The organism is Fervidobacterium nodosum Rt17-B1 (assembly GCF_000017545.1).
In the GTDB taxonomy this organism is placed as follows: Bacteria; Thermotogota; Thermotogae; order Thermotogales; family Fervidobacteriaceae; genus Fervidobacterium; species Fervidobacterium nodosum.
On the sequence record NC_009718.1, the window covers coordinates 42,582 to 63,558 of the forward strand.

Genomic DNA, 20,977 nt, shown 5'->3' on the forward strand with positions numbered 1-20,977 from the left:
ATTTATATATCGTCTTGGACATCTAAATAATAGTCTATTATTTCACTTGGAGAGAAAAATATTGAAGATTCTCTTATAAAATTATCGGTAGAATCACTTGCATGTATAAGATTTTTTGTTACTGTTAATGCGAATTCTCCCCTTATGGAACCTGCTTCTGCTTTTAATGGATCGGTGGCCCCAACAATGTGCCTCACAAGTTCCAGACATCTTGGGGCTTCAAGTATAACGGCGACTATAGGACCGCTGAGCATAAATTCTAATAATTCATCGTAAAATTGTTTTCCTTTATGTGGTTCGTAAAGTTTTTCAGCTTGCTCACGGGTCATTTTAAGAAATTTTAAACCTACGATTTTTATCCCTCTTTGTTCAAACCTTTTCAATATTTCACCGACAAGCCCACGTCTAACAGCGTTAGGTTTAAGAATTACAAAAGTTCTTTCCAAGATACCACCTCCAGATTTTTGTAGTTTGTTGAAAGAGCACTAAGTACTTCTCCCATCTCATCTTTCGGATATCTTGTCATGACGAATGTCTTATCTGATTTTGTTTCTGAATCTATGAAGTTTACATATTTTGCAAGCATAACATCACCAAGTTCTTCCGGAAAAACAAGCTCTCCACATTTTTCATTTTTTGGAACTTCTGGTCCACCAATTAATTGGTTGAGATTAAATTGGTATTTTTTGGAAAATAAAGACAACATAGCGGCTTGTATGCCGAAAACAACTTTTGGATGATTTGGAAAATGTTTTTCAAGAATTTTCGAGATGAGAAATACATCCTCGGCTTTTGAATGTTCAATAATAGTTCTGTATTCTTCGATTACTCCCATAAAAATTTTGTAGTTTTCTCCCTTCCTTCTTATAGGTAAAATTGCCCCTGTACCGCTTATGTTATTTTCTTCAACTTTAACAACAATGTATTCGTAATTCTCAATTCTTTCGATATTGTAGAAAAATTTCATCAGAACTCTCCTCCACCTAATAGTTTTAAATAAACCTCTGAGGCAAACGTAGGATCAATCTCGTTAATTTTTGAGAGTATCTCGCGTTGAGTTTCTGAGTCTATTGTTTTTAATATGTCAACAATTTCATCAACTGTGATTGAGTGTTCTCTAATTTTTTTATAAATATCATCATATTTATTCGTACTTGCAGTTTGTTCATTCTGAGTTATACCTTGATTCTGATTTTCAGATAGTTGGCTTTCCAAATTTGTTGTTGTGTCTAGTGTTGTAGTTGGATTTAAGATTTGTTCTGTTGAATTATCCTGTTTTTTTACAGCTTCCCGAATAGTTTTATTAATCGGAAGTGATATTTGAATGGTTCCTATTTCTGTATTTTCAGCTATTTTACGCCATATTGGTGCAACGTCTCCTCCACCCGTAAGGTTTTTACCATCTTTTGTTAACAAGAAGAGGTATCTTCCATCTCCACCAACAAACCAAGCGTTCTTTTCAGCTGTACCAGTTTTCCCATATATTTTTCTTCCTGGTATGTTTGCAGATCTACCTGTTCCCATTGTTACGACTTTTTCCATAAGTTGAAGAGTTAAAATAGACGCTTCAACTGGTGTGCGTTCCTCAAAACCTTTTGGTGGTTTAACTACATTGAGTATTTCCGGCGTGTAAGAGTAATAATTTATCCCGTCTTTATCTCTCACGAATTCAATTAACTTTGGTCTTAAAACCACGCCTCCATTGAATATAACTTCAAAACCTTTTGCAACATCTACGAGTGATGTTTCGATAGTCCCAAGAGATATAGTTGCGTCATTAGGATAGTAACCGTCAATCATTAAAGTATTTTTTAGAAAATTCTTGACATTGTTTTGACCTAGTTGCATAAATAGATTTACAGAAGGAACGTTTCGAGAATATATAAGTGCGTTTTCAAGAGTTACAACGTTCCAGAATTGCTTATCGAAGTTTTGAGGATTCCACAGTCCTATGGTAATTGGTTTATCTTCCAAAATATCGTTCTTATTCCATCCACCCATAAAAGCAAGATAATAATAAAGTGGCTTTATAACCGAACCAATCTGTCTTCTACCAGAAAGTATTCCAAGGCCGTAAGCTGCTCTGATTTTTCCTGTTGTATGTTCAATTATGAGCCCTGCCATGTTGGATTTGTCTAAATTTTTTTCAAGTAGTTTTTGTAGTCTCCAATCAATAGTTGTTCTAACTCTAAAACCGTTTCTTAGACTTCCAAGATCGAAATTTAATTCTTTTAACTCGAGTACAACCATCCAAAATAATTCTTCATCAAATGTGTTTTTAAATGTACCAACGTATTGAATACTTTCTTTTCCTATCTTGTTCGAAGAACTATTGTATTCTTCTTCGGAAATGACACCAGCATTAAACATTTTTTTAAGAACGATCTTAGTGAATTCTTCGTTCAATTTTGGTTTTGTTGGATTCGCATTTTCAGGAGATCTAAGCGTAGCTACGAGCATTGCTACTTCAAGGGGATTAAGTTCGTTAAGTGTTTTACCAAAGTAGTATTTAGCTGCCGCAGGAAATCCGTAAATGCCATTTCCAAGGTAAACTGAATTGATATACATTTCCAATATTTCTTCTTTAGAATAGTTTTGCTCTAACCAAAATGCGATAAGAGCTTCCTTTATTTTCCTTTTCCACGTTCTTTCTGTTGAAAGATAAATTGTTCTTGCAAGTTGTTGAGTTATAGTACTTCCACCTTGTATTTCGTCGGTTGTAAGTATAACGAAGAATGAACGAATTATACCTTTTATATCTACTCCACTGTGAGAATAAAACCTCTTATCTTCAGAAGCTATTATAGAGTCTTTCAAGAGAGCTGGAATATCAGCAAAATCAATCCAAATAGTCTTTGGGGTGTATAAAGGTGTACCGTCTGCGTATTCTACAACCAAACTTGCCGGAATTTTGTTAACGGGTTTTTCTAAATTTTTTGTGTAACTTGTATATATGTTTGCCAAGAAAATAAAAACTAATATTCCTACAGTTATGGTAGTTACTAAGAAGACTAACAATTTCTTCAAAGTGATCCCTCCAAAGTTAAGAAGTATTTTTTCCATTTAATACCGTCTATATTATGTTCTTTTCCAGAATATCCACCGATACCTCTACTACCAATAACTCTATGACACGGAATATACAATGGAAGAGGATTAGATGCCATAGCATATCCCACAACACGTAGGTTAGTTTTGCATGCTTTTGCAATTTCTGAGTACGTTACTATTCTACCATAACTTACATTTCCTCTCAAATAATTCCATATTCGTGTAAACACAGGACCACTTGAATATTTGACTGGAAAATCTAAAATTTTTCTTTCTCTATTTAAATATTCTCTAATTTGCTTTGTAAATATGTTGTCACCACTTTCTGGAATGGACTCTTCTGTGAAACTTATTTTCTCGCAAATCTCTGAGTTAGTATAGACAAGAATACTACCGATTTCACATCTAATAGAAAAAATTTCGTATTTATCCATGAATATACCTCCTTCAAATTGGTTGATTAATTTTTAGAAATAAGTTACAATATTAAATATAACACATTTGAGAGGTGTTGATATGAGTTTCGAACTTGAAAACTACTTAAAGAATGTTACCATAAAAGAGTCAAAAAATGAACGGGAAAGTTGGGATGAATATTTTAAAAGACTTGCAAAAGTTATTGCTGAGCGCTCTACATGCGTTCATAGAAAAGTTGGAGCATTGATTGTCAAGGATAAAAGAATTCTCGCAACGGGTTACAACCAACCACCTTCTGGATTTCCGCATTGCGATGAAATAGGATGCATAAGGGATGATTTAAGTATTCCATCTGGAAAAAATCAAGAGATTTGTTATGGTCTACATGCCGAACAAAATGCACTTATACAGGCAGCGAAATTTGGTATCTCTACAGATGGAGCAACCATATACGTTACTCATAAACCGTGTTCTGTATGCGCAAGATTGATAATTAACGCTGGCATAAAAAAAGTTGTTTATATAGAAGGATATCCAGATCCACTTACGGATTTTTTCTTTAAAACATGTGGAATAGAATTAGTTGGAGGTGATCAAATTGAAAAGGGATAAATTAGCTCAGTATCTTAGGAGTGACAGATGGCCGACTGTTTGGTGTCCAGGATGTGGCAATGGAATTATCTTAAAGAGCTTTATAGACGCATTTGATCAAACGGGAATGAAAACAGAGGAAACAGCTGTAATATCCGGTATTGGTTGTTCGTCTAGGTCAACGGGATATTTAGATTTTAATACTATGCATACACTACATGGTAGAGCTATAGCCTTTGCAACGGGGGTTTCCCTTGCAAAGCCAGATTTTAAAGTTGTAGTTATGGGTGGAGATGGAGATATTACGGCGATAGGTGGTAATCATTTCATTCATGCTTGTAGGAGAAATATAAATTTAACGATAATAATTTACAATAATATGATATATGGTATGACGGGTGGGCAACATTCACCAACCACACCTGGCGGAAAAATCGCAGGTACCATGCCTTTTGGAAATGTTGAAGAGCAGTTTGATATTGTGAAACTTGCCCTTTCCGCTGGTGCAACTTACGTTGCAAGGTCAACAGTTTATCACTATCCACTTACTGTAAAATACATAAAAGAAGCTCTTTTACACAAGGGCGTTTCGGTAGTTGAAGTTATGAGTAACTGTCATACTTACTACGGTAGATATAACGGTTTAAGAGAACCATGGCAAATGATGGATTTCTTCAAAGAAAACACCATTATGAAGGAAAAAGCAGAAAAGATGTCAGAGGAAGAATTGAAAGGAAAGATAGTAATAGGGGTATTTAGAAAAGATGAATCGAAACCAGACTTTTACACTAGATATAGGATGACGTATGCAAGGAGTGATAAAAAATGATTAGACCTTTTTCAATAAGAATAGCAGGTATAGGTGGACAAGGTAATTTACTTGCAGGATATATACTTTCAGAAGCTTTCGTTTTGATGGAAAAATACGTGATCCAAACGCAAAATTACAGTGAGCAGGTACGTGGGGGCCCAAGTTATTGTGATGTATTAGTTTCAGATGAACAAATTCTTTACCCAAAAGCTGTACTGTTTGACTCTTTGATAATAATGCACCCTTCAATGGTAAGCCATGGTAAATATGTTGCAACTAATGGTATAATAATATACGATAGCACTAATATCCAAAATTTACCAAATGAAATAAAAAGGATAACACGAAGGATAATAGAGATACCAGCAAGTAAACTTGCAATTGAAAAATACGGAAATGCTATGGTTTCAAATATGATTTTGCTTGGAGCATTTGTTAAGAGTACAGGCTTAGTTGATTTTGAAACACTTTTTGAAGCTGTAAGAGAGGAAGTTAATCCAAAGTATTTTGACATGAATGTGGAGGCGATAAAACTTGGCGCATCTCTCACCGACAAAATATTCAAACCAAGACTTGAAAGAAAACGAAAAAGAACAATTGGGTTCGAATAATTTAGCCCAGTCATTTTCCCATGCTATTGAAGGTATAGTTGAATCTATAATATATGAAAGGAACCTCAGAATTCACTTTTTTATAGGTCTTTTAGTTCTTGCAATTACTTTCTTTCTTCCGGTTGAAAAAGAAGATTTACTATGGATAATATTTGCAGTATTTTTTGTAATTTGGTCTGAGTTGGTAAATACCATAATTGAGAATTTGATGAACCTTTACAGTAGAGAATTTCATCCGGTCATAAAAATAATAAAAGATGTCAGTGCAGGGGTTGTCCTGTGGGCAGCTATATTTTCAATTACAGTTGGTATTATAGTGATTGGTGGTTTGATTTTCAACTGGAGTTTGGAAGTTGGGAAAATTTTTGCTATAATATCACTAGCTGCGTTTCCTGTACTTAGTATAAAGGTGGTGAGAAATTGGAAAACACGAAAATCAAAGTTATGATAGTTGATGATTCGCCTTTTATGAGGATGATATTGAAGGACTTATTAGATCAACAACCTGACATACAAGTTGTTGCAGTTGCAAAGGATGGAATGGAGGCAGTAGAATTAGCCTTAAAATATAAACCTGATGTTATTACTATGGATGTTGAAATGCCAAAATTAAATGGTATAGAGGCTTTGAAAGAAATAATGAAGAGGTCACCTACAAGAGTGATAATGGTTAGTAGTCTTACGGAAGAAGGAGCAGAAATAACACTTTTAGCTTTGGAGCTTGGTGCAGTTGATTTTGTAACAAAGCCCTCTGGAAGTGTTTCAATGGACTTTAGAAAAATTGGACCAGAATTGGTGGAAAAAATTCGTTCTGCGATGAAAATAGATTTGTCACACATATTACTTAAGAAGAAACCAGTTGCTGGATTAAAGTTGAAATCCATGGTTTCAAGTAAGATAGTAGTAATTGGCTCATCCACAGGTGGACCGCGTTCGCTTGATTTGGTTATTCCGCCTTTGCCAAAGGAATTTCCTGCACCTATACTAATTGTTCAGCATATGCCACCTGGTTTTACAAAGTCGTTAGCGCAAAGATTGGATAGAATATCTAATCTTTCCGTGAAAGAAGCTGAAGAAGGTGACGAGATTAAACCTGGTTGGGTGTACATAGCGCCTGGGGATTACCATATGGGGATTAAACATCAAGATAGAAAAAGTATAATCTATCTTGATAAAAGAACCGAAAAGATAAATAATGTCAGGCCTTCTGTTGATTATACACTTGATAAAGTGGCTGAAATTTACAAAGAGAAAACAATCGCCGTTATTCTTACCGGAATGGGACGAGATGGGGCTAAGGGAGCTTTTAAAGTAAAGTTTTTCAAAGGAAATGTTATAGCGGAAAGTCAAGAAACATGTGTTGTGTACGGTATGCCAAAAGCCGTAGTTGATGAAGGATATGCCGACTTTGTTCTTCCAGCTGATAAAATTCCAGAAAAACTTGTTGAAATTGTATGATTATTGATTAATTGATTATTACAATTAATATTATTAAGGAGGGATTTCAGATGAAAAGACTTATTCTCGCATTTTTTTCCTTTGTGTTAATTGTCTCACTATCATTTGGTGCTACTTTCAAAGATGTTCCGGTTAACCACTGGGCAGCTGAAGCAGTTGACCAAATGAGTAAGTTGGGTGTAATCACAGGTATGCCTGATGGTACTTTCCAAGGTAATCAGTCGGTTACAAGATACCAGCTTGCACTCTCACTCTATAGACTATACGGTGTGCTTAACGACAGAATTAGCAGTGTTGAGAAAAAAATTCCAACAACAACGTCTACAACAAATAAAACACAAACAACTGAGATTCCAGCGAACCTTGATACTCAGTTAAAATCTTTATCAGGCCAAATTCTCTCGCTTGCGAATAAAGATAAAACTATTGATAGTAGGCTTGATATTTTAACTCAAAACTTAGAAGCATTAAATAAGGATTTGGATAGCGTAAAAACTGATGTATCTGGCTTAAAATCATTGTACGATGCTTTAGTACAAAAGGTAACAGAATTAAGAACACTTGTTGCAGTTACACCAACTGGTCAAAGTTTAAATACAATTGCTCAAGATGTAAGTAACGTGAAAAATAATATCACCAATTTGCAAACAAATTTGAAAGGTTTATCTGATAACTTTGCAACTTTAAGCTCAAAAGTGGATAGTTTAGATTCGAAAGTTTCGAATGTTGATAGTAAATTAAATACTGTTTTAGTACTTCCAGATAGGATAAAAGCAGTCGAAGACAATTTAAAAAACTTTGTTCAGACGGAAGTAGCAAACAATGCTAAATTAAATGACGAAATAGTAAAGTTGAATACTAAAATCCAGGAAATTCAAAACGTAAATAAAGATATCACAGCATTGAGTGAAAGGTTAAATGCTGTGGAATCAAATGTAGCAAGCTTATCTAAGGCAATAACAACCGAAACGACAAATCTTAAAAATAAAGATGCGGAAATTGATAAAAACATAAATGCACTAAAAGATGAGTTGACCAATTTAAAAGGCGATCTTGAGATTAATAAAGGTGATTTGGCTGAGTTAACAGCAGTTAAATTACCTAAGTTGGAAGAAGAACTAAAATCAAAAGCTGATGAAAAAGCCGTTTCGGAACTTAATGAAAAAGTATCACAAATTGGGAATAAGCTGTCCAACATAGAGGTTAGTGTTATTAATGTCGAAAACAAGCTAAGTAGTTCAATAACACAAGTTAATAGCAAAGTTTCTGAAATTGATGGAAAAACTCTGAAAAATCAAGAAGAAATAAACAAATTAAAAGCTGAAAATGAAGATTTGAAAAAGAAATTACAACAGACTTCTTCAAACAATTTACCAACATTCTCACTTGTTTTAGGTTTAATTGGTGTAGTACTTGGAGCGGCTGCGTTATTTATTGCATTAAATAATGGACAATAACAAATGGATTTTATAGAAACTTTTTTAAATGTGAATTAACAAAAAGCTGGTCTTCGGACCAGCTTTTTGTAGCGAAAAAATGTGGAGGTGTTTACAGTGTCTTTTTTTATGCCAACGAAAGTTTTATATGGTAAGGATACCGTCCTAAAAAATCGTGAACTAATAAGGAATTTAGGAGAGAATTTTTTGATAATTACAGGGAAAAGTTCACGTAGAAATGGAAGTTTGGAAGATCTATTGGATGTATTGGAAGGTAAAAATGTGCAGATATACGATGAAACTCCGGAAAATCCACCTACCGATATAATTAAACCTATCGCTCAAAAATATTACGATGTTGATGTGGTAATTGGACTTGGTGGAGGCAGTCCGATGGATGCTGCAAAAGCAGTTGCGGTTCTGATTGAAAATCCTCATTTGAGTGCAGAGGATTTATACGATAAGACGAAATACAGCAGAGCCAAAACAATAGTCTGTATACCGACGACGGCAGGGACTGGTAGTGAAGTTACTCAGTATTCCGTTTTAACTTTTAATGGTAAGAAGCGTGGTTTTTCTCATGACTGTGTATTCCCAAAAGTATCATTTGTTGATTACAAGTACACGATGACCTTAGGAAAGAATTTAACAATATCAACTGCACTTGATGCTTTGTCTCACGCTATGGAAGGTTATATATCTCTTAAATCTACACCATTTAGTGATACGTTAGCAATAGAGAGTATGAAAATAATAAAGGAATATCTTCCAAAACTTTTAGATGACCCAGAAAACGAATTTTACCGTGAAAGAATTATGTTTGCCTCCACTCTTGCAGGAATGGTTATTGCCCAAACAGGTACAACGATTGCACATGCGCTTGGTTATAATCTTACAACTGATAAGGATGTAAAACATGGATTAGCTACGGCGGTATTTTTACCTTTTGAGCTTAGAGAAGCTAGTAAGTTTGTAAAGGAAAAAGTTGATACAGTTCTTAAGATTTTTGATGGTTCACTGTATGAATTTTTTGCTCTTATCGGTTTGAGATTAGATATTAATGTATCTGATGAAGAAATCAATAAATGGGCAAATATTGCATCAACTGCCTCACATATAGCGTCCACACCTGGAAATTACGATTTGGAAAGGATAAAGCTGGCTTACGAAGAAATGAGAGAAAAGTTTGTATTTTAATTGATAAATATGGAATGCAATAAATTACAAAAGCCCCACAAAAATTCATGTGGGGCTTTTGTAACTATGATAAAGTTTTCTTTATTAATGTATTCCTTTTCTTGTTTTCCAACCGTGCATTGCAAGTGCAAATGCGATAACTGCATATGCAACAAATTCTCTGAAAAATTCACCAATCTGTGGTTGACCAAATAATCTGTTTCCAGCACTCGGTGCGACTATGAAGAGTGTGTGGAAAAGGATAACACCAATTATTGCGTTCCATATATTCGCTTTTCTTGTACTTGCACCACCGACTAGGAGCGCGGCAATCGAGAAGAGACCTATTTGCTCATGACTGTTGTATGTATTTATTGTTCCTATATCTTGTAAGTATATTATCTGACCTATTGCTGCAAGAACTGTTGATATTATTATTGCAGTAATTCTTGTCTTATCAACATTGATTCCAGCAGTTTGAGCAACGTGCATATCCTGACCAACTGCCTTAAAATCCTGACCAAGCTTAGTTTTAAGTAAAAATGTAATTAATAAGCATAGTCCAACAATTATGAATAAAGGAATCATGTAAACGTTTATGAATTTTATGCTTACTATCCATATGTTGTTAAGTGCTCCATCAACGACTCCGTAGAGGTCGACTGTATTTCTAAGTCCAACACCTTGTGGTAAAAGGAATGCTTTTTTCGAATAAGGTATAAGCGAACCAATGAAGAAAAGGAAAATCAATTGATAAACACCGTTTGCAAAAAATCCGAGAATCATAGAAGTAATCATTTCTCTTCCCTTTGCCCTATTAAGTGTTCGTCCAACGAGCCAACCTAATCCTATGGAAAGTACACTAGCCATAAGCATCGCAAGTAATATACCTTTGATACCTGTTATTCCCCAATCAACTACGAAAAATAACGAAGCTTGAGCGGCCATTGCTCCAAGTACGATTGCAAAGTTCAAACCAAGTCCTGCAACAACTGGTATTATCAAAGCTAATACTAAGAATGTATTTCGACTTATCCTTCTAACAATCTCTGATAGTAAAAATAATATTGGGATTTTTGCGACGATTACTGCACCAAGCGTTAAAATAAAAAACGCAATAGGAACTATATTGCTTAAGAGTATATTTTTAAGACTAATTTTTCTATTCATGTTAGTTCGCCTCCTTTGGGGAACGTGTGAGTGCATAGAGTATCATTCCATTACTCACGATTAGTCTCATAACTTCAGTTACGTCGCCCCGTGTAACTTGGCTTAAAACAGGCAATGAGACTGTTAGAAGGGTTTGGAATACAATAGTACCTATAACAACATTAGTAATTGTAGCCCTCTTTATCGATGCACCACCAATCAATATTGATGCAACTGCTGGAAAAGTCATAAAGAGTGGTGCTTGATAGAGTTGTAGAAATCCATAGCTTTGTGCATATACAAGAATTCCTACACCGCCTAAAATTGTTGAAAGTATCACAGCGTTTCGTCTGGCCTTTTTAGGGTTAACACCTGAGCTAATTCCATAAAGTTCATTTTGACCTGTTAAATCAATCGCTAATCCTTGACGTGTTTTGAAATACAAGCTTACTATGAAACAACTTGCCGCAAAGAAGAGTATAAGCCCCGTTGGGAAGTAAAAATCTTTACCTATTTGGAATCTTAGAAAGTTGTTGAGTATCTTATCAAAGTAATTCTGCAATGTTAGTGTATATCTTAATCCTTTTCCACCTATTGCCCATATCATTTCTGGATTAGTGAATGGCAAAATAAGCCACATAATTGACATGAATGCTACTATTGAATAACCAACGTAAGTTTCAACCATCATTTCCTGACCACGAACTTTATCGAGTAACCATGCGTAGATATAACCTAAGAGTAAATTGAATGCCACTGAAAGTACTAATGCAACTAAGAATCCCCAAAATCCCGTTATTTGCAATTGCATTACAATTAATCCACCTAAGAGACCACCTATAATTCCGACTGGTAAACCAAAGTTTGGACCTATTCCCGCTCTTATAGTTGGTAGCATTGCAAGCACTAACACACCATTCATACCGACTCTAACAATCGAATCGCTGAGGAGTGAAGTTATAGACATCTTTGTTCCAGCTGCAAGGATGAATAGACCTATGAGAAATAAAATTATTACTAAGGTAGGTATATCTGTCTTCTTTATTAACTCTATGATTTTATTCATTGGACCTCACCTCTTGTAATTCTCCTGCCATAGCAAGACCAAATTCTGTATCAGATGCATCAGGTGGAAGAATTGCAGCAAGTTTACCTTCACAAACGATGGCAATTCTATCACATATGGACTTCAATTCTGCCAATTCACTCGAAGTAAGAACTATAGTTATTCCATGCTCTCTATTTAATTTCACAAGGTAATCAAGCACAAGTTTCTTTGCACCAACATCTATTCCCCTCGTTGGTTCTGAAACGAATAGCAGAGAAGGGTTAAGTGTAAAAGCGCGCGCAAGGCATACTTTCTGTTGGTTGCCGCCGCTCAACCTTCTCACAGGTTGCGTAGGTCCCTTGCACCGGATATCAAGTTCCGAAATTAACTTGAGAGCGTGTGCACGTATCTTTTTCCTGTCATAAATTTTTATCCCAAAAAGATTCTTGACGAAATCACCAAATGCTTCTATAGCCGTTGCAACGATGTTCATTTCAATTGATTCATCAAGAAGCAAACCTACTCCCCTTCTGTCTTCTGAAACATAAACTATACCATTTTTCAAAGCAAATAGTGGAGAATTCAGTTGGTAATCTTTTCCTTTGTATTTTACATCACCATCTGCAGGATACATACCGAATATACCATTTGCAATTCCGAGCTTACCTTGACCTGCAAGACCTCCAATACCAAGAATTTCTCCTTCTCTTATATTTATTGAAAAGTCTTTTACTTCCTCACCAGGCATGGAGACACGCAAATGCTTTATTGACATAATTATCTTTTCATCGGTAACTTCAAACTTTCTTGGCGGTAATTCAATCTTTTCTATCTTTCTTCCAACCATCTTTTCAGCTATTTGAGCAACTGTGAAATCTTCTTTAGCACCTTCAGCAACTACACTACCATCTCGCAAAATAACTATCTTATTCGCTACTTCAAGAATTTCATGTAGCCTATGGGATATGAATATAATGGCAATACCTTTATTTGCTAATATCTTTATTGCATTCAAAAGTGTTTCGGCCTCACTTTCAGTAAGAACAGCTGTTGGTTCATCTAGTACAAGAACTTTCAGAAATTCCTTATCAATTTCTCTTGCAATTTCAACAAATTGCTTGTGAGCAACAGGTAATCCGGATACTGGGAGCATTTCATCGATTGTATGCATTCCTATTGTATCTAAGGCTTTGCGAGCGTCTTTTCTCATGGATTGAATATCCAGTGTTTCAAGCTTTTTTCCAAAAACTTTACTTATGATGTTTGGTTTTGTAATTTCGCGGTTCAGCTTTATATTTTCTGTAACGCTAAAACCTGGAAGAAGCATAAATTCTTGGTGAACCATACCTATACCAAGATTCATAGCAGTTATAGGTGAGTCAATTTCAACTTTTTTCCCGTTGAAGTAAATTTCACCTTCGAATCCTCCGGTGGAATGTATAACAGGCATTCCGAAAAGTATATTCATTAATGTCGATTTTCCAGCGCCGTTTTCACCAACAAGCCCTAATATTTCACCAGGTTTGAGACTTATCGATACATTTTTAAGAACTTGGTTTCCGTAGTAAAACTTACTTATATTTCTCATCTCAAGGACATAACTTGTGCTTTCGCTCATATTTTTCAACCCTCCTTATGGTTTATAGCCAAAAAATTTAAATGAAAGGTGCCGGCGGTGCCGACACCTAAAAGCTTAATTCTTCTTTATGTTTGATGTATTTAGAATTTGTCAACTCCAAAAATAACTGATTTGTGGATAAACATATAGTAATTTTTGTATTGATCGAGGGTTCTAACTTGCAATTCTGCTTTCGGATATTTTGTTTTCGCCGTCTCTGTAACAACGAGTTTTATACCATTAATATTTGTTGGACTAAGTTTCTTTTGGACAATTTTTGCAGCAATTTCAACGCCAGCTTCAACAAAGAGCATGTTCATTGGAACTGGCCAAGTTGCGAACCTTCCCGCGCCACCCATTTCTATGATTTTTTGGTTCACTACCCTAAGAATGTATGTCATATCACCTTTTTTATCTTCTGGTATTGAAATACCCAATGAACCTGGGAATCCATGTGTTGGTGATGGACAGCATGGTTCGAGATAATATCCACCATGTTTGAGTATTGCTTTTTGAAGAGGTTCTTGCATACCACAGTTTGTTGAGAAGAAACCTGTTTTTGGCCCGTATTTTGCAAGTTGTCTTGGAACGTCCTCAAGGATAAATTGTTGTGCGCCTGTTAAACCTTGTTCACCAAGTGGGTCTGGTGCAGATACAAATACGAAATTAATTCCCATTTCTTTTGCTGTCTTTTCCATGATATCTTTTCTTTGTGCAAGAAGTTGATAGCTCATGTGTCTCGGGAACGAGTAGTGAATTATTGTTTGGACACCCATCTTCTTTGCGAGTTCAACTATTGTCTTACCACGGCCAGGTGTATCAACTTCGAGGATAACGTCAGCTGCTGAAGAAATAACTGCTGGATCTTCGTGTGGAACAGCAGCAACAAAAACTATATCTTTTCTCATCTCTTTAACTCTTCTAATTGCCGCTGTTGTACCTGGAACTGCTTGACATATGACAATTGCTTTGACTTGTGGGTCGTATGCAAGTTCAACTATTCTTGCAATAGTTGTTTCTTGTTCTTGCATGAATTTGTCTGGATATGTCACATGGATAATCTCTTTACCATATTTCTTTACAACAGCTTCTGCACCACGGTATTCATCTTCACCCTGAGATACTGTACCCGTTACAACACCTATCTTGAAACCAAGAGCTGCAAAGATACTTGACAGCATGAAAACTGCAAGTAATACAACTAGTAACCTTTTCATCATAACCCCTCCTTCTTAAGTGATGGTAAAGCGAAAGTAATACATCTATATTATACGCAAGTTCGTACCAATTTTGGAAAAGTTCCACCAAAAATAGGACTTTAATTTCCTAAAGTATTTTAGCTATTAATTTTTGACAACATCAAAAAATACGATAAATAATATCTATTTTTTACATTGTAAATTTTTATGATATAATTAATTGTAGACAAAATCCATTTTTGTATGATATAATAAGGTAAACCTAATTAATTGTAAATTCATATTAATTAAGGAGTGAGTCTTTTGAAAGCATTGGGTGATATGCTGATACAAAGAGAGCCTTTTTCAGAAATTGTTATAGGCAATACTGCAATTGTTCGTGCCATGGTGGAAAGTGGCGTTAAAGTTGTTACAAGCTATCCTGGTTCTCCTACTCCAGAGATTGCAGAAGCTATAAATTCTATCAAGAAAGAAGAGAGACCGTTTTATTTTGAATTTTCAACAAATGAGAAGGTAGCTCTTGAAGTTGCTTTCGGTGCATCGATAAATGGTTACACATCATGTGTATTTTTCAAAAGTGTTGGTATGAACGTTGTTGCAGATTCTTTTGTCCAACTAAGTATGATGGAACTTCCAGGTGGGATGGTAATTGTTATAGGGGATGACCCGGGTGCAAATAGTTCACAAAATGAGCAAGATAATAGACATTATGCAAGGTTATCTTATACACCGATACTTGAACCTAAAGACGCTCAGGAAGTTTATGAGATGTTTTTAAAGGCTGTCGAATATTCTAAGAAGTTACGTTCACCAGTAATTTTGAGATTAACAACTCACACGGCCCATTTTAAGCAAAAAGTACACTTTGGAAGTTACGTTCCTTCGGATTTAGGATTACCCATTTTCAATGTTAAGAAAAATGGTCCATATATTCCAATAGCTAACAACGTACCCGTGATGAAGCGTAAAGCTTTAGAAAAATTAAGCGAATGGGGAAAAATTTCCGAAGAGTTTGCCCATACGTCAAAAAACAACTCTAAGCGAGGGGTTATAACTGCTGGGCTCCCCTATCTTTCACTTTTAGATGTACTTGGTGATAATGTCGAAAAAGTTGATATTTTAAGGCTTGGTATGGTTTATCCTCTGCCAAGAAAAGCTATAATTGAATTTCTAAAATCACACGAGGAAGTTAAGATTTTAGAAGAGCTTGATGATTTTATTGAACAGTACGTTAAATCAATAGCTTACGAAGAGGGTATAAATACGAAAATAATCGGGAAGATTGATTTAGACGATTGGATTGGTGAATATACACCCGAAAAGGTGAAAATCGTTCTGAAAAAAGTATGGCCTGATTTGGTTTACGAACCTCACAAAAAAGTTGGAAACATCCGCGTTATACAAAGACCACCACAACTTTGTCCAGGATGCGGGCACAGACCGGTTTTTTATGTACTTTCTAAAATCCTTTCAAAGGATGACATATCCGTTGCAGACATAGGATGCCATACATTAGGATTTTTGGAACCGTACGAAGTTGGTCAGGTTTTATTATCGATGGGACATTCCACAGGTACAGCCTCAGGTCTGAGTTTGTTCAACAAAACGAGAAAGGTTGTTGCGTTTTTGGGTGATTCGACATTCTTCCACGCAGGCCTCCCTGGAATAATCAATGCCGTTTTCAACAACCATAATTTCACACTTGTGGTTATGGAAAATGGCACAACAGCTATGACAGGTCATCAAGACCATCCTGGGAGGAAAATAAGAATAAGAAATTTATTGGAAGCTATGGGAGTGAAGCATATCTGGGAAGTTGATACATATCAAATCGATAAGTTGGAAGAAGTTTTGAAGCAAGCGTTAGATACCCCTGAGTTCAATGTTGTTATAGCTAAACACCCATGTATGCTCAAGTTTACAAGAGAGAGAAGAAGGAAGGGAATCGTTAAAGTACCACAGATGAGTGTAACGAACAAATGCACGCTTGCAAGTGTGTGTATTACAAAATTTGCCTGTCCATCTTTCCAGAGAGATTTAGAAGGAAGGATATACGTCAATAAGGATCTTTGTATAGGCGATGGTTCGTGTATTGGCGTATGCCCAAGTGGCGCTCTTGAATTCGAGAAATTTGAAAAAGCGGATAATACCGAAAGTGCAGGTGATTTAAAATGACCCAAACAATAAAGGAAATTAAAACATTTAGCGTGTTTATGGTTGGTGTTGGCGGGCAAGGTATAGGAACATTAAGTGAAGTTCTTATAAGGGCTGTTGATTACAGTGGACAAAGGTGTATTGGTGTCGACACACATGGTTTAGCCCAACGAGGTGGTGTTGTTTCATCGCATTTGAAGATAGGAAATGTTAATTCACCTTTGGTTATCCCAGGTGAGGTTGATCTTGTTATAGCACTTGAACGTCACGAGGCTATGAGGGGGCTAAGTTATCTTAGGCCCGGAGATGTACTTGTATACTACGATACATCGTGGCAACCATTGCCCGTCAGACTTGGAAGAGAAAAAGAAGTACAAAATGTGGAAATTGATAATTTTGCAAAGGAAAATAATATAAATGTTTTTAGAGTATTTTACAATCTTCCAGATGTAAGAATGCAAAATACAGCTGTTCTTGCGACTATTGCAAAATACAGTTTAATTCCACAAGTTAGGCCAGAACATTATCTGAAAGCAATGGAAGATTTAATGAATGAGAAAGTATACGCTTTAAATAAAGAAGTATTTGAGAAGATATTGTCTGAATGATTCGCATAGTAGAAGTTGGTTAGAAATTTAGGAGGTGTTTTTAAATGCAAGAAATAAGGAAAAATGAAGTATCGATAGTTCTTAGTGGCGCAGCTGGTCAAGGAATTCAAGCGGTTGAGCATATTTTGACAAGGGTTGCGAAAGACTCTGGCTTTTACGTATTTGCAACAAAAGAATACATGTCAAGGGTTAGAGGTGGAAATAATTCAACTGAGATAAGGATATCAGAAAAACCAGTTTATGCTTATGTTGATAGAATCGATATCCTTGTTCCATTAAATGATAATGCACTTGATAGGCTTAGAAAAAGGATAACAAAGGATACAATCATTCTTGGAAATCCAAAATACGTATCTAAAGAAGAAAATTCTATCAGTGTAAAGTTTGAAGAAATTGCAGAGAGTTTTGGAAACAAGATTTACGAGAATTCAGTTGCGATAGGTGTGCTCTCAGGAATTATAGGCGCAGATGAGGAAGCTTTGGTAAAGCATATATCTGAGTATTTTAAGAAAAAATCAGAAGAAGTTATCAAGGCAAATGTCAACGCAGCTCTGAAAGGTTATGAAATTGGTAAAGAACTTGATTTGAGAATAGAAATAAAATCAGATCAAAGAGTAAAAAATCAAATACTAATGAATGGTTCAGAAGCCGTTGCTAAAGGTGCAATTGCTGGCGGGTGTAATTTTATCTCATCTTATCCCATGTCACCTGCCACTACAGTTTTTACGGAATTATCAAGATTATCTCCCCAGTATGGTATATTAGTTGATCAAGCAGAAGACGAGATAGCGGCAGCTAATATGGCAATTGCCGCATGGTATGCAGGAGCACGTGCGATGGTTTCAACGTCTGGTGGAGGATTTGCATTAATGACTGAGGCTATCAGCCTTTCTGGGATGATAGAAACGCCTATCGTAGTCCATCTAGGGCAAAGACCAGGACCAGCGACTGGACTCCCAACGAGAACAGAACAAGGAGACTTAAATCTTGTACTATACGCAGGGCATGGAGACTTTCCAAGGATAATTTACGCACCGGGAAATTTATGTGAAGCCTACCAATTATCTGCTAAGGCATTCAATGTTGCCGATAAATATCAGGTACCAGTTTTTGTTCTTACTGACGAGTACTTCTTAGACTCATTTTACAATGTACAGGATATGCCTGAAGTGAAGGTTGAGAGGTATATCGTAAAAACAGATGAAAACTACAGGCGTTATGAAATAACAGAAGATGGTATCTCGCCTCGTGGAATCCCAGGATACGGGAAAGGTCTAGTTAGGGTTGATAGTGATGAGCATGATGAGTATGGTCATATAACAGAAAGTGAAGAAGTGAGAATTAAGATGGTTGATAAGAGACTTAGAAAGTTGAACAAGATATTGGACGATTTTGTCGAACCAAAACTGTTCGGAGATACAAATTACGAATATTTAGTCGTATCTTGGGGTTCAACGCAGCATATAATAAAGGAAGCTGTTGAAAAATTAGGAAATGAAAAGATTGCAGTACTCCATTTCTCACAAGTTTATCCAATCGCTCCACATGTTAAAGGATACTTCGAAAAGGCGAAAAAGGTTATATTCGTCGAGCAAAACGCTACAGGTCAATTTGCTAATCTTTTGAAATTGGAACTTGGGGTAGATACTTCAAATAGAATATTGAAATACAGTGGATACGTATTTTCTGTCGAAGAATTGGTTGAAAAAATTGGAAAGCAATTGATGTAAAAAGCGTTATCACGGAGCTAAAAGGAAGTTAGAAAGTTAGAAGGAGGATGATTGAAATGTTTGAAACAAAAATTTACGATATACCAGATGCGGATATAGCTTGGTGTCCAGGATGTGGAAATTTTGGAATTATAAATGAACTTAAAACTGCACTTGCACAACTTGAGATAGAACCTACGAGAATTGTTGTTGTCTCTGGTATTGGTCAAGCCGCGAAAATGCCACAGTATGTTAAGGCTCATATGTTCAATGGTTTGCACGGAAGGTCACTTCCAGCAGCAGTTGCTATAAAAATGGTCAATCCGGATTTGGTAGTCATCGCAGAGAGCGGAGATGGATGTACGTATGGTGAAGGTGGTAATCACTTTATACATACGATAAGAAAAAATCCAAATATAACTAATATTGTACACGATAACCAGATATATGGTTTAACGAAAGGTCAAGCCTCACCGACGACTGCACGTGGTCAGGTGACAACACTCCAATTTGAAGGTACATACGTTGACCCATTTAATCCCATAGCAGTTGCAGTGGCTTTAGACGCGTCTTTTGTTGCACGAAGTTTTTCTGGGAATTTTAATTTGACAGTTGAACTAATAAAAATGGCGATACAACACAAAGGGTACGCACTTGTAGATATACTCCAACCGTGTGTTACGTTTAATAAAGTCAATACTTATCAATGGTACAGAGAAAATACATATTTACTGCCGGATAATTACGATCCAACAGACAGAGATGCTGCGTTCAAAATAGCTACGGATACAAGTAAATTAGCGCTTGGCGTTATATACAAAAATCCGAATAAACCTGTTTTTGAAGAACAATTAGCACCTTACAAAAATGATAAGACACCGGTAGCTTATAGGGGGGTTGAATTATGAGTAACATGGTGAAAGTTGATAGCAATTACAAAACAGTGCCCGAATTTGTCCTAAAAGATGAGGATGGAAATGAATTTTCCTCAGTGAATCTTCTTGGTAAATACACCGTTGTGTATTTCTATCCAAAAGCGGATACCCCTGGTTGTACAATGGAAGGTATCGATTTTACACATCTAATAGATGAGTTTGAGGGAAACGTTATTGGTATATCGCCAGATAGCTGCAATGCGATTTCTAAATTCAAATCTAAGAGAGGGTTAAAGGTAAAATTGCTATCCGACCCGGATAAAAAAGTTGCTGAGCAATTTGGTGTTGTTAAAGATGGTAAATTAATACGCTCAACCTTCATTATTGACCCATGGGGAAGAATCAGGCGAGAATGGATTAAAGTTAGTGTTCAAGGTCATGCGAAAGAAGTTTTAGAAGAGTATAAGAAATTAGTTGAAGAGGACAAAAAGATTTCAGACAATATAAAAGTTAGGCGGGCATTTAGAGGTATAAGACCTCTTCCGCTGAGTGATGAAGATTTGAAAAAACTTGTTGAGGCGGCGCATCTTGCGCCTTCTTGTATGAATAAACAACCATGGAGATTTGTAATAGTGAGAACTCAAGAAAAACTTCAACAAATTCATAGTGCATTAAGCGAAGGAAATTATTGGATGAAACATGCACCTGCGTTAATAGTGGTATATACTAAGAATGATTTTGGTTGCCAGTTAAGTGATGGAAGAAATTACGCACTTTTTGATACAGGTATGGCCGTAGGATTTTTACTCGCTCAAGCAACGCAAATGGGTTTAGTTGCACACCCGGTAGCTGGATACGACCCGTTGAAAGTCAAGGAAATTTTAGGAATAGATGGTATAGTTATAACCATAATCGCAGTTGGATACTGGGGAAATTTTGAGATGCTTAACGAAAAACATACTCAAGCGGAACAAAGTGAAAGAAACAGACAGCCTTTAGAAAATATTTTAAAAATAATATAAACTCACCCTCCACTCACCCTGCAACTCCGAGCATTTAGTATTTT

The 20,977-nt window shown here is 36.0% G+C and carries 20 protein-coding genes; 12 read left to right on the plus strand and 8 right to left on the minus strand.

Annotated elements, in window-relative coordinates; all coding sequences use genetic code 11:
- Positions 1-2: 2 nt before the first annotated feature.
- Genes ndk through FNOD_RS00235 form a run of 4 tightly spaced genes read right to left on the minus strand, consistent with a single transcriptional unit; the run spans position 3 to position 3,485 of the window.
- On the minus strand, positions 3-446 hold the full coding sequence (gene ndk / locus FNOD_RS00220) for a nucleoside-diphosphate kinase (RefSeq protein WP_011993232.1): 444 nt from the start codon (positions 444-446) through the stop codon (positions 3-5).
- On the minus strand, positions 428-967 hold the full coding sequence (locus tag FNOD_RS00225; RefSeq protein ID WP_011993233.1) for a hypothetical protein: 540 nt from the start codon (positions 965-967) through the stop codon (positions 428-430). Before FNOD_RS00225 ends, ndk begins: the two co-directional genes overlap by 19 nt.
- Positions 967-3,027, minus strand: a complete 2,061-nt coding sequence (locus FNOD_RS00230) for a transglycosylase domain-containing protein (protein ID WP_011993234.1) — start codon at positions 3,025-3,027, stop codon at positions 967-969. The genes FNOD_RS00225 and FNOD_RS00230 overlap by 1 nt, the downstream gene beginning before the upstream one ends.
- The gene (locus FNOD_RS00235; protein WP_011993235.1) at positions 3,024-3,485 is read right to left on the minus strand and encodes a methylated-DNA--[protein]-cysteine S-methyltransferase; all 462 of its coding nucleotides are present in this window, start codon (positions 3,483-3,485) and stop codon (positions 3,024-3,026) included. Before FNOD_RS00235 ends, FNOD_RS00230 begins: the two co-directional genes overlap by 4 nt.
- A gap of 82 nt (positions 3,486-3,567) precedes the next feature.
- Here FNOD_RS00235 and FNOD_RS00240 point away from each other — a divergent pair, with 82 nt between their 5' ends.
- The 7 genes from FNOD_RS00240 (at position 3,568) to FNOD_RS00270 (ending at position 9,572) form a co-directional block, all read left to right on the plus strand.
- A complete protein-coding gene (locus FNOD_RS00240) occupies positions 3,568-4,080 on the plus strand; it encodes a deoxycytidylate deaminase (protein WP_011993236.1) in 513 nt (170 codons plus the stop codon).
- Positions 4,067-4,888: a 2-oxoacid:ferredoxin oxidoreductase subunit beta gene (locus tag FNOD_RS00245; protein ID WP_011993237.1), complete on the plus strand. Its 822-nt coding sequence runs from the start codon at positions 4,067-4,069 to the stop codon at positions 4,886-4,888. The genes FNOD_RS00240 and FNOD_RS00245 overlap by 14 nt, the downstream gene beginning before the upstream one ends.
- Complete coding sequence (locus tag FNOD_RS00250; protein WP_011993238.1) at positions 4,885-5,481, plus strand: 2-oxoacid:acceptor oxidoreductase family protein; 597 nt, start codon at positions 4,885-4,887, stop codon at positions 5,479-5,481. The genes FNOD_RS00245 and FNOD_RS00250 overlap by 4 nt, the downstream gene beginning before the upstream one ends.
- Positions 5,405-5,929 (plus strand): diacylglycerol kinase family protein, encoded by a 525-nt coding sequence (locus tag FNOD_RS00255; RefSeq protein WP_238374594.1) that lies wholly within the window; start codon positions 5,405-5,407, stop codon positions 5,927-5,929. The genes FNOD_RS00250 and FNOD_RS00255 overlap by 77 nt, the downstream gene beginning before the upstream one ends.
- The gene (locus FNOD_RS00260; protein WP_420794728.1) at positions 5,926-6,939 is read left to right on the plus strand and encodes a protein-glutamate methylesterase/protein-glutamine glutaminase; all 1,014 of its coding nucleotides are present in this window, start codon (positions 5,926-5,928) and stop codon (positions 6,937-6,939) included. The genes FNOD_RS00255 and FNOD_RS00260 overlap by 4 nt, the downstream gene beginning before the upstream one ends.
- Positions 6,940-6,989: 50 nt before the next feature.
- Entirely contained in the window at positions 6,990-8,396 is a 1,407-nt protein-coding gene (locus FNOD_RS09320; RefSeq protein ID WP_011993241.1) for an S-layer homology domain-containing protein, read from the plus strand.
- A 96-nt stretch (positions 8,397-8,492) separates the two neighbouring features.
- On the plus strand, positions 8,493-9,572 hold the full coding sequence (locus FNOD_RS00270) for an iron-containing alcohol dehydrogenase family protein (protein ID WP_011993242.1): 1,080 nt from the start codon (positions 8,493-8,495) through the stop codon (positions 9,570-9,572).
- A gap of 84 nt (positions 9,573-9,656) precedes the next feature.
- On the opposite strand, the gene FNOD_RS00275 is transcribed toward FNOD_RS00270, so the two are convergent.
- From FNOD_RS00275 to FNOD_RS00290, 4 genes are all read right to left on the minus strand, one after another.
- Entirely contained in the window at positions 9,657-10,721 is a 1,065-nt protein-coding gene (locus FNOD_RS00275) for an ABC transporter permease subunit (RefSeq protein WP_011993243.1), read from the minus strand.
- Position 10,722: 1 nt separating this feature from the next.
- Entirely contained in the window at positions 10,723-11,766 is a 1,044-nt protein-coding gene (locus tag FNOD_RS00280) for an ABC transporter permease subunit (RefSeq protein ID WP_011993244.1), read from the minus strand.
- Complete coding sequence (locus FNOD_RS00285) at positions 11,759-13,366, minus strand: sugar ABC transporter ATP-binding protein (RefSeq protein WP_011993245.1); 1,608 nt, start codon at positions 13,364-13,366, stop codon at positions 11,759-11,761. Before FNOD_RS00285 ends, FNOD_RS00280 begins: the two co-directional genes overlap by 8 nt.
- Positions 13,367-13,467: 101 nt before the next feature.
- On the minus strand, positions 13,468-14,583 hold the full coding sequence (locus tag FNOD_RS00290) for a DUF3798 domain-containing protein (RefSeq protein ID WP_049750977.1): 1,116 nt from the start codon (positions 14,581-14,583) through the stop codon (positions 13,468-13,470).
- A gap of 276 nt (positions 14,584-14,859) precedes the next feature.
- Here FNOD_RS00290 and FNOD_RS00295 point away from each other — a divergent pair, with 276 nt between their 5' ends.
- From FNOD_RS00295 to FNOD_RS00315, 5 genes are read left to right on the plus strand one after another with little or no spacing between them, the layout of a single operon-like run.
- Complete coding sequence (locus FNOD_RS00295) at positions 14,860-16,740, plus strand: thiamine pyrophosphate-dependent enzyme (protein ID WP_420794720.1); 1,881 nt, start codon at positions 14,860-14,862, stop codon at positions 16,738-16,740.
- Complete coding sequence (locus FNOD_RS00300) at positions 16,737-17,327, plus strand: 2-oxoacid:acceptor oxidoreductase family protein (RefSeq protein WP_011993248.1); 591 nt, start codon at positions 16,737-16,739, stop codon at positions 17,325-17,327. The genes FNOD_RS00295 and FNOD_RS00300 overlap by 4 nt, the downstream gene beginning before the upstream one ends.
- Before the next feature lie 44 nt (positions 17,328-17,371).
- Positions 17,372-19,057: a 2-oxoacid:acceptor oxidoreductase subunit alpha gene (locus FNOD_RS00305; RefSeq protein WP_011993249.1), complete on the plus strand. Its 1,686-nt coding sequence runs from the start codon at positions 17,372-17,374 to the stop codon at positions 19,055-19,057.
- 56 nt (positions 19,058-19,113) lie between these two features.
- Positions 19,114-19,944 (plus strand): thiamine pyrophosphate-dependent enzyme, encoded by an 831-nt coding sequence (locus tag FNOD_RS00310; protein WP_011993250.1) that lies wholly within the window; start codon positions 19,114-19,116, stop codon positions 19,942-19,944.
- Positions 19,941-20,933 carry a redoxin domain-containing protein gene (locus FNOD_RS00315; RefSeq protein ID WP_011993251.1) on the plus strand — a complete coding sequence of 331 codons (993 nt, stop codon included), beginning with the start codon at positions 19,941-19,943 and terminating at the stop codon, positions 20,931-20,933. Before FNOD_RS00310 ends, FNOD_RS00315 begins: the two co-directional genes overlap by 4 nt.
- The last annotated feature ends 44 nt before the right edge of the window (positions 20,934-20,977 follow it).

Bases quoted from the DNA above. Each gene is read 5' to 3' on its own strand.
- FNOD_RS00240 (WP_011993236.1), top strand. From the start codon at position 3,568: ATGAGTTTCGAACTTGAAAACTACTTAAAGAATGTTACCATAAAAGAG.
- FNOD_RS00250 (WP_011993238.1), top strand. From the start codon at position 4,885: ATGATTAGACCTTTTTCAATAAGAATAGCAGGTATAGGTGGACAAGGT.
- FNOD_RS00235 (WP_011993235.1), bottom strand. From the start codon at position 3,485: ATGGATAAATACGAAATTTTTTCTATTAGATGTGAAATCGGTAGTATT.
- FNOD_RS00290 (WP_049750977.1), bottom strand. From the start codon at position 14,583: ATGAAAAGGTTACTAGTTGTATTACTTGCAGTTTTCATGCTGTCAAGT.
- FNOD_RS09320 (WP_011993241.1), top strand. From the start codon at position 6,990: ATGAAAAGACTTATTCTCGCATTTTTTTCCTTTGTGTTAATTGTCTCA.
- FNOD_RS00305 (WP_011993249.1), top strand. From the start codon at position 17,372: ATGCAAGAAATAAGGAAAAATGAAGTATCGATAGTTCTTAGTGGCGCA.
- FNOD_RS00300 (WP_011993248.1), top strand. From the start codon at position 16,737: ATGACCCAAACAATAAAGGAAATTAAAACATTTAGCGTGTTTATGGTT.
- FNOD_RS00285 (WP_011993245.1), bottom strand. From the start codon at position 13,366: ATGAGCGAAAGCACAAGTTATGTCCTTGAGATGAGAAATATAAGTAAG.
- FNOD_RS00225 (WP_011993233.1), bottom strand. From the start codon at position 967: ATGAAATTTTTCTACAATATCGAAAGAATTGAGAATTACGAATACATT.
- FNOD_RS00280 (WP_011993244.1), bottom strand. From the start codon at position 11,766: ATGAATAAAATCATAGAGTTAATAAAGAAGACAGATATACCTACCTTA.
- FNOD_RS00260 (WP_420794728.1), top strand. From the start codon at position 5,926: ATGATAGTTGATGATTCGCCTTTTATGAGGATGATATTGAAGGACTTA.
- FNOD_RS00310 (WP_011993250.1), top strand. From the start codon at position 19,114: ATGTTTGAAACAAAAATTTACGATATACCAGATGCGGATATAGCTTGG.
- FNOD_RS00315 (WP_011993251.1), top strand. From the start codon at position 19,941: ATGAGTAACATGGTGAAAGTTGATAGCAATTACAAAACAGTGCCCGAA.
- FNOD_RS00275 (WP_011993243.1), bottom strand. From the start codon at position 10,721: ATGAATAGAAAAATTAGTCTTAAAAATATACTCTTAAGCAATATAGTT.